Origin of the sequence: Microbispora siamensis (genome assembly GCF_016863095.1) — a bacterium.
GTDB lineage: Bacteria > Actinomycetota > Actinomycetes > Streptosporangiales > Streptosporangiaceae > Microbispora > Microbispora siamensis.
Genome location: NZ_BOOF01000045.1, coordinates 43428 through 57647, shown reverse-complemented (window position 1 = coordinate 57647; position 14220 = coordinate 43428). Strand labels below are relative to the sequence as shown.

Below are 14220 nucleotides of genomic sequence, written 5' to 3'. Positions count from 1 at the left end.
GAACCAGGACCGATCCAGCCAGAGCACCAGCCGTCATCAGGCCGATCGTGCGTCCGCCCGGCAACTTGATAGCCACGGGACTTCCCTTTCTCAAGCACACGAAGTGCGCGGATTACACAAGTTACGCACGTGATTCACGCGCCAAGAGATTTGTGGGTTGTCACGCTAAACATCACGTATGCGCATCTCCGCTATCCGTAAGCCCGGACGGTCAAGAACGTTCCAATCCGTCGTCGACCGAATGCGGCGCCGCCGCGCCCGCTGAGTGGATCCTGGGACATTCAGGACGTACGGCGTACGTCAAAATCGACGGCATGGCCGACATCCCCCGAGAGCCAGGCTCAGCCGACCATACGAAGGCCCTCCGGTACGCCTGGAGGGTCTGCTCGGTCACCGGGCTCGGTCTCGTGCTCATCGGGCTCAGCTCGAGCACCCTGAACGTCGCCCTCCCCACGGTCGTACGGCACTTCGACGCCGGGCCACTGGCGTCGAGCTGGATCCTGCTCGCGCATCTGCTGATCAGCACCGCGACGCTGGTGTTCTTCGGCCGCGTCGCGGACCTGCTCGGCAGACGGGAGGTCTACCTCGTCGGGTTCGGCCTGTTCACGAGCGCGTCGCTGCTCGCCGGGATCGCGCCGGACGTCGGCGTGCTCATCGCCCTGCGGGCACTCCAGGGGCTCGGCGCGGCCATGATCCTGGCCAACGGCACGGTGATCGTCACCGCCGCCTTCCCGCCCGACCGGCTCAGCCAGGGGATGGGCGTCTACATGGCCACGCTCTCGGTGGCCCAGCTCGCCGGGCCGACCCTCGGCGGCCTCATCGCGGACACGCTCGGCTGGCGCTGGATCTTCTGGATCAACGTCCCCGCGGGGGTGGTCGCGCTCGCCTGGGGCGCGGCCGTGCTGCGGAAGGTCCCGGCCGGTCCCCGGCAGTCCGTGGACGCGCTGGGCAACCTGATCGTGTTCGCCGCCCTGTCGGCCGTGCTGATCGCCATCAGCCAGGGCGAGCCGTTGCCCGGCGTGGCCGCCGCCGCGCTCGTCCCCGCGCTGTTCGCGGTGGAGCGCAGGGCGCGCAACCCGGTGCTGAACCTCACGTTGTTCGGCGGGCGCATGCTGCTGTGCGCCAATCTGGCGTCGTTCGCCAACGCGCTGGCGCGTTCGTCGCTGATCCTGCTCGCCGGGCTCTACTTCCAGGCCGCTCGCGGGGCCGACGCGCTGGCGGCCGGGATGGGCGTGCTGCCGGTCCCCGTGGGCATGACCATCGCCTCTCCCCTGGCGGGCACGCTGGGCCGCCGGGTGAGCCCGTACGCGCTGTCGGTGGGCGGGTGCGCGCTCACGGCGTCGGGGCTGCTCGTCCTCACGGTCTCGGCCGGCCCGGCCACGCCCTACTGGGTGATCGGGATCGGGCTCTTCGTGTGCGGATGCGGCAGCGGCGCCTTCCTGACCGGCAACACCACGCAGGTCATGAGCGCGCTGCCGGAGGAGAGCCGCGGCGTGGTGAACGGCTTCCGCCTGATGGTCATGAACGTCGGCGTCGTGCTCAGCGTGGCGACGACGCTGAGCGTGCTGACCGCCTCGGTGGCGCCGGCGCTGCGCGACCAGGTCTACGCGGGGACGCTGTCACAGGTGTCCCCGGTCGCGCTGCGACAGCTCATGGCCGGGTTCCGCACCACCTATCTCGTGCTGTTCTGCGTCGCGCTGCTCGGCGTCCTCTTCGCGGCCATGGCCTCGACCCCGGACATCAGCAGATCCAGGCCGAAGGCGTAGTAGGCGTCGAGGTCGGGCTCCTCCTCCATCGTCTTGGCGTACTCGACGATGCGGGGGAACTCGTCGGCGGGGAGCCGTTCCAGGGCCAGCCGCTTCTGCCGGCGCAACTCGGCCGCCTCCGCTGCGGTGAACGCGCCGGGGCAGCCGGGCTCGTTGTCGACCAGAGCCATCGCGCCGTGCAGCAGGTATGTGGAGACGGCGTAGCCCTCGCTCAGTGTGAAACCCGCTTGGGCGAGCAGGTCGAGCGCGGTGTCGGTCGCGCGGCTGAAGCTCGGGAGCTCCTGCTTCTCGACCATGCCGAACAGCCCCGGCATGTACCGGTGCCGCCGCATCACCCCGACCAGCGCCTCGACCATCGCCCGCAGCCGCAGGTTCCACGGCGCGGCCGGCTCGAACTCGGGGGTGACCTCGGCCAGCAGGTGGTCGGCGACGCAGACGAGCAACTGGTCCTTGTTCTTGACGTGCCAGTAGAGGGCCATCGGCGTCACCCCGAGCTCCTGGGCGAGCCGTCGCACCGTTACCGACTCCAGACTCTCGGCGTCGGCCAGCTCGACGGCCTTCTCGACCAGACTCAGGCGGCTCAGCCGCTCTGTGTTCGCCATGGCCCGCAGCCTCCCTACCTCCTCGGCACTTGACAACTATACGCCGTACAAGGTCTCCTATGCACCGTACATGTACGCCGTACATGTACCGCGTACAAGAGGAGGACACATGTCCGGACGGTGGTGGGCGCTCGTCGCGGTGGCGCTCGCGACATTCATGACCTATTTGGACAACAACGTGGTCAACGTGGCTCTGCCGACGATCCAGCGGGACCTGGGGCTGACGATCTCCGGCCTGGAGTGGATCGTGAGCGCGTACATCCTGGTGTTCGCGGGCCTGCTGCTCGCCGGCGGACGCCTGGCGGACGTCTTCGGCCCCCGGACGGCGTTCTTCGGCGGCCTGGCGGTCTTCACGCTCGCGTCGGTGGCAGCGGGCCTCGCCGGGAGCCAGGAGACGCTGATCGCGGCACGGGCGGTGCAGGGGCTCGGCGCGGCGCTGGTGACACCGTCGACGCTGGCCCTGCTGCCGCGGATCTTCCCCGATCCGCGCGAGCGGGCGACGGCCGTCGGCATCTGGAGCGCGGTCGGCGCCCTGGCCCTCGCGATCGGCCCGCTCACCGGCGGTTTTCTCAGCGAGAACACCGACTGGGGCTGGATCTTCCTGATCAACCTGCCGATCGGCGTGGTCGCGGCCGTGATCGGCCTGCGTTCGATCAGGGTCGAGCGGGCCTCGTCCGGGCGGGCGTCCCTCGACCTGCCGGGCCTGGCCACCTCCGCCGTGGCGCTGTTCGCCCTCACCTACGCGCTCATCGAGGGCGAGTCGCGTGGGTGGACCTCGGCGCCGATCATCGGGGCGTTCGCGGTCTTCGCGGTGGCCGCCGTCGCGTTCCTGGTCGTCGAGTCCCGTACGGCGCAGCCGATGATCGACCTCACGCTGTTCCGTGAGCGGGTCTTCAGCGGCGGCCTGCTGTCGATGGGCCTGTGGTCGTTCGGCGTCTTCGGCATCTACTTCTTCACCGCGCTCTACCTGCAGAGCGCGCTCGGGTTCTCCCCGACGGCGGCGGGCGCGGGCTTCGTGCCCATGGCGCTGCTCATGGCGGTGATCGCGAGCGTCTCACCGCGGATCGCCGAGCGCTTCGGCAGCGCGGGCACGGTCGCCGTCGGCCTCGGCCTGATGGCGGTGGCCGTCGGCGGCCTGTCGAGCGCCGGCGAGGGCTCCCACTACGGCGACCTGCTCCCCTGGTTCCTGCTGTACGGCGCGGGCGCCGGCCTGCTCGTCCCGCTGACCAACGTGGTGCTGAACGCGATGCCCCCCGCGAGGGCGGGCGTGGCCTCGGGCGTGCTCAACGTCTCCCGTGAGGTCTTCGGCCTGCTCGGCATCACGATCCTGGGCGCGATCCTGAGCGCCAGGCAGAGCGCGGTCGGCGGCGCTCCGCTGCACGCCTTCCTGGAGGCGTACCGGTTCACGCTGGTGATCGCGGCGGCGATCGTGCTGGTCGGCGTCCCGGTCAGCGTCTACTCCCTGCGCCGCACCCGGGCCGCCGCCGCTTCCGCCGAGCCCAGCGAACCCGCCGTGGCCGAGCCCGTCGCCTGACTCCCGGGGCTGAGGGCAACGGGGCTCAGGACATCAGGACAGCAGAGCACGAAAGCAACAGGACAGCGGGCTCGGGGCAGCAGGGCTCAGGGCAGGGGGCTCAGGGCAGCAGGGCACCGGCCCGCTTGACGGTGCGGATCACCGGGGCGGTCTCCACCTCGCGCACTCCGTCCAGCGTCGCCACCCGCTCCGTCAGGTAGCGGTAGAGGGCCCGGGTGTCCCGGCAGGTCACCCCGGCCATCAGGTTGGTGGGGCCGGTGGTGGCGGCCACCACATCGGCCTCGGCGTGCCCGGCCATGGCCGCGCCGACCGTGGTCAGCGCCCGTGGCTCGACCTTCATCCACAACCAGGCCTCGGCGTGGTAGCCGAGCGCCCGGGCGGGGATCTCGACGTCGAAGCGCAGCGCGCCGCCGGCGCGCAGTTGCTCCAGCCGGCGGCGGGCCGTGGTCTGCGAGCACCCGGCCGCCGCCGCCAGTTCGCCGAAGCCGGCCCGGCCGTCCCGGGCCAGCACCCGCAGCAGGGCACGGTCCTCGTCGTCCAGGCTGGTCTCGTGCTCGTCCACGTGATCCGGGCGCAGGCGTGCGGCCTGCTCGTCCGAGAGCACGACGGTCCGGCTGCGCCATCCGGCGAACATGTGCAGCGTGGCGTGCGCCGACATCGCGACGACGCGCGGCGTCTTGGGGAGCTTCCTCAGCAGCAGGTCGTCTCCCTCCCCGCCGGCCTGGACGCCGCAGGCGATCTCGGTGCCGCCGGACAGCAGGCGCACCCAGACGGTGTCCTCACGCCGGGCCAGCGCCTCGGCCACCGGCCCGGCGGCGTCCGGCGTGCACACCAGGCGCACCGCCCAGGCGGTCTGCCCGAAGCGGGTGCCGTCGAGCACCCCGACCACCCGCAGGAGCCCCTGAGAGCGCAGCCTGCGGTAGCGGCGCGCGATGGTGTGCTCGGAGGTGCCGACGACCTCGGCGATCCGGCGGAAGGAAGCCCGGCCGTCGATCTGAAGCGCGTGCACGAGAGCACGATCGAGGCCGTCAAGCACGCTGGTTTTCTCCATATCTCATGGTTTCATGCGACTTTTCGCCGCAGAGAGCCCGCCCGCCTGCGGGCGGCGCAGGTGAGAGGTGATCGTGGGCGCATGAGCACTTACCTGGTTTTCGGCGGCACGGGAACCGTCGGCCGGCGCGTCGTGGAGCGACTCGCCCGGGCGGGCGCCGCCGTACGGGCGACCAGCCGCCGCCCGCGAACCGCCGGCCTCCCCACGGGCGTCGAGGTCGTCACTCCGGACCTGGACGCACCCGGCGCCCTTGACGGTGTCGAGGCGGCGTTCCTGATGTGGCCGTTCCATTCGGCCGAACCCGCCCGGCCCCTCGTCGGCGCGCTCAAGCGCCGCGCCCGCCGGGTCGTCTTCATGACCGGTGGCGACGCACGCCCGGGCGTGGCCCCCGAGCTGCAGCCCACCGCGGTCGCCCGCTGGCACGCCACCGTGGAACACCTCGTCGAGCAGTCCGGCATGAAGTGGACGATCCTGAGCCCCAGCACCTTCATGGCCAACACCCTGTGGTGGAGCGAGCAGATCAAGGCCGGTGACATCGTGCGAGGCGCCTACGGGCAACTGAAGACGGTGCCGATCCACGAGGACGACATCGCGGCGGTGGCCGTACGCGCCCTGACGGAGGACGGGCACGCCGGGCGCCGGTACACGCTCACCGGACCCGAGGTGCTCACCCAGGAAGAGCAGGTGCGGATCATCGGCGAGGCGACCGGGCGCCCGCTGCGCTGGCACGAGCTGACACGGGAGGAGGAACGCGCCAGGCTGCTGGCCGATCCCGGCTTTCCCGACGGCTTCGTGGACGAACTGCTCGACGGGTACGCCACGCTGATCGCCGCCCCGCCGCCCGCCGTCACCACTGCCGTGCTCGACATCACCGGAACTCCGGCCACACCGCTGTCGGCGTGGGCCGCCGAGCACGCGGCCGACTTCGGCGGTGAGCGGCGATGAGAGTGATCGTCATCGGGGCCGGTCTCGGCGGGCTGGCCCTGGCCAACGGACTGCGCGGGACCGGCGTCGACGTGGCCGTCTACGAACGCGACGCCTCGCCCGTGATCCGTGGGCAGGGATACCGTCTCCATCTCGGCGACCTGGGCATCGACGCGCTGGCATCCGTGCTCGCGCCCGAGCGCTGGGCCGCGTTCCTGGCCGCCGCCCACACGCCCGGGCCGCGGTTCGTCCGTCTCGATCCGGCACTGCGGGTGCTGGAAGAGCACGATTTCGGCGGCCGGCACCTGTCGGTCGACCGGCAGGAATTGCGTGACACGCTGCTGGCCGACGTGAAGGGGCTGGTCACCTATGGCAAGCGCCTCACCGCCTTCCAGGCGGAGGACGAGTATGTGACCGCGCGCTTCGACGACGGCACCACCGCCATCGGCGAGGTGCTGGTGGGCGCCGACGGCGTCGGCTCCGCCGTGCGCCGGCAGTATCTGCCGCACGCCCGCGTCGTCGGCACCGGCCTCACCCAGCTCTACGGCAAGATCCCGCGAGAGTCGGCCGAGGACCTGGACCACGTGTTCAGCGCGGTCACCGGGCCCGGCCACCGCGTGGTGGGCATCGCCCACACCCGCGACTACGCCACCCTCTCCTTCAGCGCCCGCACCGAAGAGCTGCCGCCGGAGCCGCACCTGCTCAGATCCCTCGTCATGGAGATGACGTCCGGCTGGCATCCCCGCATCCGGCGGATGCTCGCCGACTGGCGGGAGATCTTCCCGCTGGTGCTGCGCACCAGCGTTCCGATCGCCCCCTGGGACACCACCCGCGTCACGCTGCTCGGCGACGCGGCCCACGCGATGAGCCCGGCGGGGGGCGCCGGGGCCAACCTCGCCCTCCGGGACGCCGCGAGCCTGGCCGCCGCTCTCGCCGGTGGCCGTCCCCTGCTCCCGGCACTGCGTTCGTACGAGCGCGAGATGATCGACTCCGGCTTCGCCGCGGTCCGCGCCTCCGCCGCCAACGGCGCCAGGATCCTCGGCCAGGACCCGCTCCCAAGCTGAGTCCCCCGTACGGCTCCGCACCCCGGAGCCGTACGGGATGCCCTATTCCTTGATCACGTTGTCGCGCGAACCGCCGTGGTAGACCGGATTCCAGTCGAGGTGCTCCTTGGTCACGAGCAGGCGGATCAGTTCGGGCTTCCGGGTGGACTCCTCCGCCTCCCAGACGGTCCAGTCCTTCCCGACGGGGATGTCCTGCCGTCGCGGATCGATGCCGAACCCGCCGAGGTTCCGCGGATTGGGATCCATGATCAGGAAGGTGACCTTCAGGCCGCGCTTCTCGATCTCCGGCACGACCTCGCCCACCGTCTTCCCGTCCACCCGGTATCCGGCGAGCGAGCGGCCCTTCGTCGTCGCCAGGCGATAGGCGAAGAGCTCCGGATCGCTCGTCTTCATCTTGGGGGTGTCGTCGGGCACGAGCACGCACGGCTTCACCGGGTCGTTCATGAGGATCGTGCTGGTGCTGCTTTCCCCGCCGGGCAGGGCCGTGAGGGTCCAGACGAAGGTCTGGCCGGGCTTGAACAGCCTGGTGTCGATCCGCATCTGCCAGCCCTCCTTCTCCCCCGGGATGTTCGTCGGCGGGTCGTAGAGGCCCTGGGGGATGTCCTCCACGTAGGTGGCACGCGGCTCCCGGCACTTCTTCCCCAGAGGCGCGTAGTCGACGATGGCGGGAACCCCGAGGTCACGCAGTTGCTTCGTCAGCCCGGCGACGTCCCGGAAGTCGCGGACCTTGACCCACACGACTCCGTGGGAGTCCTTGGTGACGGCGTAGGAAGGCGTGGTGAGGGCTCCGTCGTCGAGCAGGCTCGGGCCGACGACGATGCCCGCGGCGGCCACGGCGGCGGCGGCCAGGCCCAGAGCCAGCCGGTGTGGGCCGCGACGCCTCGCACGCGCGGGTACGGCCACGCCGCCGCCCGGCGGCTCCGCCGTGATCGAGGCCAGCAACGCCCGCGCCCCCGCGTCGGACGGGCGGCCACCCGGCGTTCCCGGTTCGACCCGGGCCAGCGGCCCGATCATCGCTTCGATGTCCTTCACAGCGACCTCCCCGCCGGCGTCAGCCGGTTCTGTGATGTGAGATGGACGCCCGCCTCGGCGAGCGCGCGGGAAAAGCGCCTGCGGGCGCGGTGGAGCCGGATGCGTACGGCGTTGCGCGACAGGCCGAGCGCCGTGGCGATCTCCTCGCGGCCCAGCCCCTCCCACGCGACCAGCGACAGCAGCTCCCGGTCGTCGTCGGACAGGCTCCGGAACGCCTCGCCGATCGCGGCCAGCTCGACCCCGCTCTCGGGGGAGTCGCCGTACAGGTCGGCCAGCTCGGCGTCGAGCTGGGCACTGCGCGCCTGGCGGCGTACCTCGCCCCTGCGGTGGTTGGCCACCACGTTGCGGGCCACGCCGTACAGCCACAGGACGGCCTCGTCCCCCTCGGGTAAGTCGTCCAGCCGCCGCCAGGCGACGGTGTAGACCTCGGCCACCACGTCGGCCGCGTCCTGGGGCGAGTCGCACCGGCGCACCGCGTACGCCGTGAGCCGGCCGTACGTCTCCCGGTAGACGGCCTCGAACCGGGCCGACGGTTCGTCATCCACGGGTGGTTCCCATGATCGTTCCCCTTGTCGGATGCTCCTACGGACACTCCTCTCATGTACGGAGACCGCCCATCATTTCCCGCGAGTTCGAGCGGGGGCGGGATCCGGGACAATGGGCCGGTGCCGGCACGCAGACTCGACCCGGGGAAGATCAGAGAGGCGCTCGACGCCCAGCTCGCCGATCTCGGACGGCCGCCGTTCGACGGCCCCGAGAGCAGGGCGGGCGACGCGTGCGTGCTGGCCGTGCTCGACGCCTACGAGGCCGGGCTCACGCCGGTGAGGGCCGCCGCCCGCGCCGCCGTACGGCACCTGCTGGAGGACCTGGCCGCCCGGGCGCCGGGACGGTCGGTGGAGGTGCGGGTCCCCCCGTACGCCGCCGTGCAGTGCGTGGAGGGGCCCAGGCACACGCGGGGCACCCCGCCCAACGTCATCGAGACCGACCCCCGCACCTGGCTCGAACTGGCCACGGGCCGGCTGTCCTGGGCCGGCGCCACCGACGCCGGAAAGATCGCGGCCAGCGGCTCCCGGGCCGACCTGTCCGCGCTGCTCCCCCTCTGGTGACCCCCGCCCGGGGTTACCGGAACCCGGAGAGCTTGTTCTGCACGCAGCGCTGCGCGTCCTCCTGGGTGGGGTAGAGCCGCCGGTCGAAGCACTCGCCGACATGCCTGGTGTGGAACCAGTTGTAGAGCGCCACGCTCATGATCAGGGCGAGCAGCAGGGTGAGCGTGCTCAGCACCACGCCTCCGACCGCCCTGCCCCGGTTGGAGTTCCTGGCGATCGCCACGATGCCGAGGACGAGCCCGACGACCGCCACGAGCGTGCCGACGCCGCAGACCAGCAGCAGGACGATCGAGCAGATCCCGAGCACCAGCGCGGCCGTCCCGAGCCCGCCGCCCGGCTGAGGGCCCCAGGGCCCACCGGGAGGTCCGCCGGGTCCCGGAGGCGGCGGCAGCGGCCCCCCGTACGGCGGCTGACCGTAAGGAGGCTGCCCATAAGGAGGCTGGCCGTAGGGCGGGCCTCCGTAGGGCGGCCCTGCGGGTCCTTCGGGCGTCCCGGCCGACGGCTCCCGCTCCTCCGGGGCCCCCGGGCCGTACGGCTCCCGCGGGCGCCCGGGGTCGTCGGGTGTCGCCACGATCATCCCTCCCGTACCGATTCAGGGCCATATCCGATTCTTGGGGCCTGCCCGAAACCCCAGACTCCCCCGAAATCCGCCTGTGAGCAGGGGAGACACGGCAAAGGCCGGGTGATGCTTCCGGCGCCTCACGGGCATGCCCAGGTTTGAGCAGCGCCAACGCCCAAATAGACTCAAGTACGTGTTGAAGGGCGACGGCCGGCTGGGCCATGACCTCGACCCCCAGGACCGCGCTCCGAAGGACGCCTGTGGCGTCTTCGGCGTATGGGCGCCCGGGGAGGACGTCTCCAAACTCACCTACTACGGCCTCTACGCGCTGCAGCACCGCGGACAGGAGTCCGCGGGCATCGCGGTCAGCGAGGGCAACCGCATCCTCGTCTACAAGGACATGGGCCTGGTGGCCCAGGTCTTCGACGAGTCGATCCTCGGCACCCTGCGGGGACACCTGTCCATCGGGCACTGCCGCTACTCCACCACCGGATCGAGCGTCTGGGAGAACGCGCAGCCCACGCTGAACTCCAGCGACGGCAAGGGGCTGGCGCTCGCCCACAACGGCAACCTGATCAACACTGCCTACCTCGCCGAACGGCTCACGCCGGGCTCCACCCGGGCGACGACCGACACCGAGGTGCTCACCGCTCTCCTGGCGCAGGACTCCTCGCGCCCGGTCGAGGACGTGGCGGCCGAGCTACTCCCGGAGGTCAAGGGCGCCTACTCGCTCGTCTGGATGAACGAGACGACGCTGTTCGCCGCCCGAGACCCGCAGGGCATCCGTCCGCTCGTGCTGGGCCGGCTGGAGCGCGGCTGGGTGGTCGCGTCCGAGACCGCCGCCCTCGACATCGTCGGCGCGTCGTTCATCCGCGAGATCGAGCCCGGCGAGCTGCTGACCATCGACGAGCGCGGGGTCCGCTCGCGCCGCTTCGCGCCCGCCGAGCCCAAGGGCTGCCTGTTCGAGTACGTCTACCTCGCCCGGCCCGACACCACGATCGCCGGGCGCGGCGTGCAGTCCACCCGGGTCGAGGTCGGCCGCGTGCTGGCCCGCGAGCACCCGGTGGACGCCGACCTCGTCATTCCCACGCCCGAATCCGGCACCCCCGCCGCCATCGGCTACGCCGAGCAGAGCGGCATCCCGTACGGCCAGGGCCTGGTGAAGAACTCCTACGTCGGCCGGACGTTCATCCAGCCGTCGCAGACCATCCGCCAGCTCGGCATCCGTCTCAAGCTCAACCCGCTGCGCGAGGTCATCGAGGGCAAGCGCCTGGTGGTCGTGGACGACTCGATCGTGCGCGGCAACACCCAGCGGGCCATCGTGAAGATGCTGCGCGAGGCCGGGGCCACCGAGGTCCACGTCCGGATCTCCTCGCCCCCGGTCGCCTGGCCGTGCTTCTACGGCATCGACTTCGCCACCCGTGCGGAGCTGATCGCCGGGTCGCTGTCGGTCGAGGAGATCCGCTCCTCGCTCGGCGCCGACTCCCTCGGGTACATCTCCCTTGAGGGGCTCACCCGGGCGACGACGCTGCCGGCCGACCGGCTCTGCCGCGCGTGCTTCACCGGTGAGTACCCCATTCCGATCGAGGACGACAGGGTGGGCAAGTTCGTGCTGGAGGCTCAGCGATGACCAGCTACGCCGACGCCGGCGTCGACATCGAGGCCGGCGACCGCGCGGTCGAGCTGATGAAGTCGCGGGTGGCGCGCTCCCGCCGCCCGGAGGTCGTGGACGACGCCAGCGGCTTCGCCGGGCTCTTCGACGCCTCGGCGTTCCTGCGCTACCGCAGGCCGCTGCTGGCCACGTCCACCGACGGCGTGGGCACCAAGGTCATGCTGGCCCAGCAGCTCGGCAAGCACGACACGATCGGCATCGACCTCGTCGGCATGGTCGTGGACGACCTCGTGGTCTGCGGGGCCGAGCCGCTGTTCATGACCGACTACATCGCGTGCGGCAAGGTCGTGCCCGAGCGGATCGCCGACATCGTGGGCGGCGTGGCCGAGGGATGCCGGCTCGCCGGCTGCGCGCTGGTCGGCGGGGAGACCGCCGAGCACCCCGGCGCGATGGGCCCCGACGAGTACGACCTCGCGGGAGCCGGCACCGGGGTCGTCGAGGCGGACGAGATGCTCGGCCCCGACCGGGTCGTGCCGGGTGACGTGGTGCTCGGGCTGGCCTCCAGCGGCGTCCACTCCAACGGCTACTCGCTGGTCAGGCACGTGATCAAGACCGCCGGGCTGGGCCTGGAGCAGGAGCTGCCCGAGCTGGGCCGCACGCTCGGCGAGGAACTGCTGGAGCCCACCCGCATCTATTCGCTCGACTGCCTGGCGCTCATCCGGGAGACCGAGGTGCACGCCCTGGCCCACATCACCGGGGGCGGGCTGGCGGCCAACCTGGCCAGGTCCCTGCCGGGCACGGTGGACGCCCTTCTCGACCGGAACTCCTGGACCCCGCCCGCGATCTTCGAGGTGCTGGCAGGGCGCGGCGGCGTGCCCCAGGAGGAGATGGACAAGACGTTCAACCTCGGCGTGGGCATGTGCGCGATCGTCCCGGCGGCGGAGGCCGACAAGGCGCTCGCCCTGCTGAACGGTCGCGGCCTGCCCGCCTGGGTGCTGGGCGAGGTCGTCCCTGGCGAGGGACGAGCCCGTTTCCGTCAGTGAGGTCCGGGCCGCCCGGCCCGATGGACGATCGCCCGACGGAGGTCGTGACGGCCACGGCCGGTCGTCCGGAGCGCCGCAGCCGGGCGGTCCGGCCACACCTCATGGTGACCGACGCCACCCGTATGCGATCCGTCACATCGGGGAGGCGGCGAGGGACGTCCGGCTACATAAGATGCACCAGTTGGACAGCCCGGCGGACTCGACGAATGGTGGAACACGCCGATGACGCCGACCGACTGTGACAGTGCGACCGGCCGGCTCTCACCCCGCGCCCGTCTCCGTACCGGAGGCGAGGCATGCGGGAGAGCGCTCGCGGACATTGAGAGAACCCGGCGGGAACGTCCCCGCCGGGTCACTCAGCTGGCGATCAGAACCGGGTCAACGCCGCCCACGGCGATCGTCGTCGCCGTCGTCGTCGTCGACGGCCGCGTAATCGGCGTAGCGATCAGCCAACTCGTCGTAAGGGTCATGCTCGTCACTGTGGCCGGAATCGTCGGCGTCCACGACTCCGAGCTCCGCGCGCAGGCGCTCAAGATCCGTACCGCCGCTGTTGTACTTCAGCTGACGGGCGACCTTGACCTGCTTGGCCTTGGCTCGGCCGCGCCCCATTGGCTCGACCCCCTCATGCGGGGCCGTGCCCGACCCCTCGTCACTAACGCACCGCGCACCGACGCCACCTGACTTCAGGCGTCAGTCTCTCGTTCGCCTATTACCGTACCTGGTTTGTGCGCCGCTCGGTACGTCGTACGAGCGGCGGCGGTCAGCGCCGGAGCCAAATACCCCTTAGCCGACCGATTTCTGACATTCTCCGCTCTGCCAGCCTATCCGCTGCGACGGCGGGAGGGACGCCTTCCTCCTCGGCCGAGCGGAAGATCTTCAAGGTCGTGTCGAAGATCTTCGCCGCCCGGGCGCGGGCACGTTCCATGTCGAAGCCCTCGATCTCGTCGGCCACCTGGATGACCCCGCCGGAGTTCACGACGTAGTCCGGGGCGTACAGGATGCCCCGCTCGGCGAGCTGCTTCTCGACGCCGGTATGGGCGAGCTGGTTGTTGGCGCCGCCGCATACGATCTTCGCCTTGAGCCGGGGGACGGTCTCGTCGTCCAGCGCGCCGCCGAGGGCGCAGGGCGCGTACACGTCGATGTCGGAGCTCGCGAGCGTGGCGGCGTCGGCCACGACCTCGACGGCGGGGTGGCGCCGCCGCACCCGTTCGACGGCCTGCTCGTCGACGTCGCAGATCACGACCTCGGCCCCGTCCTCGATCAGGTGGTCGACCAGGCGGCGGCCGACCTTGCCGACCCCCTCGACCCCGACCCGCCTGCCGCTCAGGGAGGAGGCGCCGTACACGTGGTCGGCGGCGGCCCGCATGCCCTGGAACACGCCGAACGCGGTGAGGATGGAGGAGTCTCCGGCGCCGCCGTGCGCCGGGGTGCGGCCGGTGACGTAGGAGCACTCGCGCGCCACAACGTCCATGTCCTCGCTGTAGGTGCCCACGTCGCAGGCCGTGTAGTAGCGCCCGCCGAGCGACTGGACGAACCTGCCGTAGGCCCGCAGGAGTGCCTCGCTCTTGTCGGTCGTCGGGTCGCCGATGATGACGGCCTTGGCGCCGCCGTGGTCGAGGCCGGCCAGCGCGTTCTTGTACGCCATGGCCCGGGAGAGGTTGAGCACGTCGGCGAGTGCGGCCTGCTCGCTCTGGTAGGGATAGAACCGGGTGCCGCCGAGCCCCGGTCCGAGGGCGGTGCTGTAGATCGCGATGATGGCGTAAAGGCCGCTGCGCTCGTCGGAGCAGAAGACGACCTGTTCGTGTCGCACCGGCTGGGCGGGGTTCGTGTCGCCGCCGGAGCTGGAATCCTTGTGGGACAGCCCGAAAACGTCGGTCACGGTGGTGACTCCTGATCGTGTACGCCGCCTCGTTGCGGCGATCGGCCT

The 14220-nt window shown here is 71.3% G+C and carries 14 protein-coding genes; 7 read left to right on the top strand and 7 right to left on the bottom strand.

The genetic code is table 11. The features are described from left to right. Positions 1 to 314: 314 nt before the first annotated feature. A complete protein-coding gene (locus Msi02_RS33225; RefSeq protein ID WP_204051835.1) occupies positions 315 to 1766 on the top strand; it encodes an MFS transporter in 1452 nt (483 codons plus the stop codon). Here Msi02_RS33225 and Msi02_RS33220 read toward each other — a convergent pair. Further along, complete coding sequence (locus tag Msi02_RS33220) at positions 1673 to 2368, bottom strand: TetR family transcriptional regulator (RefSeq protein WP_204051834.1); 696 nt, start codon at positions 2366 to 2368, stop codon at positions 1673 to 1675. The genes Msi02_RS33225 and Msi02_RS33220 overlap by 94 nt on opposite strands. 109 nt (positions 2369 to 2477) lie before the next feature. Here Msi02_RS33220 and Msi02_RS33215 point away from each other — a divergent pair, with 109 nt between their 5' ends. Beyond that, the gene (locus tag Msi02_RS33215; protein WP_204051833.1) at positions 2478 to 3902 is read left to right on the top strand and encodes an MFS transporter; all 1425 of its coding nucleotides are present in this window, start codon (positions 2478 to 2480) and stop codon (positions 3900 to 3902) included. A 100-nt stretch (positions 3903 to 4002) separates the two neighbouring features. On the opposite strand, the gene Msi02_RS33210 is transcribed toward Msi02_RS33215, so the two are convergent. After that, entirely contained in the window at positions 4003 to 4953 is a 951-nt protein-coding gene (locus Msi02_RS33210; RefSeq protein WP_275414198.1) for an Lrp/AsnC family transcriptional regulator, read from the bottom strand. 81 nt (positions 4954 to 5034) lie between these two features. On the opposite strand from Msi02_RS33210, the gene Msi02_RS33205 reads away from it, so the two are divergent. After that, entirely contained in the window at positions 5035 to 5898 is an 864-nt protein-coding gene (locus Msi02_RS33205) for an NAD(P)H-binding protein (RefSeq protein WP_204051831.1), read from the top strand. Continuing rightward, positions 5895 to 6941, top strand: a complete 1047-nt coding sequence (locus Msi02_RS33200) for an FAD-dependent oxidoreductase (RefSeq protein ID WP_204051830.1) — start codon at positions 5895 to 5897, stop codon at positions 6939 to 6941. Before Msi02_RS33205 ends, Msi02_RS33200 begins: the two co-directional genes overlap by 4 nt. A 42-nt stretch (positions 6942 to 6983) precedes the next feature. Here the strand turns inward: Msi02_RS33200 and Msi02_RS33195 are convergent, their stop codons facing one another. Both Msi02_RS33195 and Msi02_RS33190 read right to left on the bottom strand, forming a co-directional pair. Further along, positions 6984 to 7973, bottom strand: a complete 990-nt coding sequence (locus Msi02_RS33195; protein ID WP_204051829.1) for a hypothetical protein — start codon at positions 7971 to 7973, stop codon at positions 6984 to 6986. After that, entirely contained in the window at positions 7970 to 8518 is a 549-nt protein-coding gene (locus Msi02_RS33190; RefSeq protein ID WP_204051828.1) for an RNA polymerase sigma factor, read from the bottom strand. Before Msi02_RS33190 ends, Msi02_RS33195 begins: the two co-directional genes overlap by 4 nt. Before the next feature lie 120 nt (positions 8519 to 8638). Here Msi02_RS33190 and Msi02_RS33185 point away from each other — a divergent pair, with 120 nt between their 5' ends. Beyond that, positions 8639 to 9079, top strand: coding sequence for a sterol carrier family protein (locus Msi02_RS33185; RefSeq protein ID WP_239108945.1), 441 nt, complete (start codon positions 8639 to 8641; stop codon positions 9077 to 9079). A 13-nt stretch (positions 9080 to 9092) separates the two neighbouring features. On the opposite strand, the gene Msi02_RS33180 is transcribed toward Msi02_RS33185, so the two are convergent. Next, positions 9093 to 9650, bottom strand: a complete 558-nt coding sequence (locus Msi02_RS33180; protein ID WP_204051826.1) for a DUF4190 domain-containing protein — start codon at positions 9648 to 9650, stop codon at positions 9093 to 9095. Positions 9651 to 9831: 181 nt separating this feature from the next. Here Msi02_RS33180 and purF point away from each other — a divergent pair, with 181 nt between their 5' ends. Further along, the gene (gene purF, locus Msi02_RS33175) at positions 9832 to 11268 is read left to right on the top strand and encodes an amidophosphoribosyltransferase (RefSeq protein ID WP_079315182.1); all 1437 of its coding nucleotides are present in this window, start codon (positions 9832 to 9834) and stop codon (positions 11266 to 11268) included. Then, positions 11265 to 12293 (top strand): phosphoribosylformylglycinamidine cyclo-ligase, encoded by a 1029-nt coding sequence (purM, locus tag Msi02_RS33170; protein ID WP_204051825.1) that lies wholly within the window; start codon positions 11265 to 11267, stop codon positions 12291 to 12293. The genes purF and purM overlap by 4 nt, the downstream gene beginning before the upstream one ends. Positions 12294 to 12671: 378 nt before the next feature. Here purM and Msi02_RS33165 read toward each other — a convergent pair whose 3' ends face one another. Together Msi02_RS33165 and Msi02_RS33160 are read right to left on the bottom strand one after the other, a co-directional pair. Continuing rightward, positions 12672 to 12902, bottom strand: a complete 231-nt coding sequence (locus Msi02_RS33165) for a DUF3073 domain-containing protein (RefSeq protein ID WP_079315184.1) — start codon at positions 12900 to 12902, stop codon at positions 12672 to 12674. A 151-nt stretch (positions 12903 to 13053) separates the two neighbouring features. Further along, positions 13054 to 14172: a Leu/Phe/Val dehydrogenase gene (locus Msi02_RS33160; RefSeq protein ID WP_079315185.1), complete on the bottom strand. Its 1119-nt coding sequence runs from the start codon at positions 14170 to 14172 to the stop codon at positions 13054 to 13056. Positions 14173 to 14220 lie beyond the last annotated feature (48 nt).

Excerpts from the sequence above, each read along its gene's own strand:
- Msi02_RS33220 (WP_204051834.1), bottom strand. The coding sequence starts at position 2,368 with ATGGCGAACACAGAGCGGCTGAGCCGCCTGAGTCTGGTCGAGAAGGCC.
- Msi02_RS33205 (WP_204051831.1), top strand. The coding sequence starts at position 5,035 with ATGAGCACTTACCTGGTTTTCGGCGGCACGGGAACCGTCGGCCGGCGC.
- Msi02_RS33165 (WP_079315184.1), bottom strand. The coding sequence starts at position 12,902 with ATGGGGCGCGGCCGAGCCAAGGCCAAGCAGGTCAAGGTCGCCCGTCAG.
- Msi02_RS33225 (WP_204051835.1), top strand. The coding sequence starts at position 315 with ATGGCCGACATCCCCCGAGAGCCAGGCTCAGCCGACCATACGAAGGCC.
- purM (WP_204051825.1), top strand. The coding sequence starts at position 11,265 with ATGACCAGCTACGCCGACGCCGGCGTCGACATCGAGGCCGGCGACCGC.
- Msi02_RS33210 (WP_275414198.1), bottom strand. The coding sequence starts at position 4,953 with ATGGAGAAAACCAGCGTGCTTGACGGCCTCGATCGTGCTCTCGTGCAC.
- Msi02_RS33215 (WP_204051833.1), top strand. The coding sequence starts at position 2,478 with ATGTCCGGACGGTGGTGGGCGCTCGTCGCGGTGGCGCTCGCGACATTC.
- Msi02_RS33200 (WP_204051830.1), top strand. The coding sequence starts at position 5,895 with ATGAGAGTGATCGTCATCGGGGCCGGTCTCGGCGGGCTGGCCCTGGCC.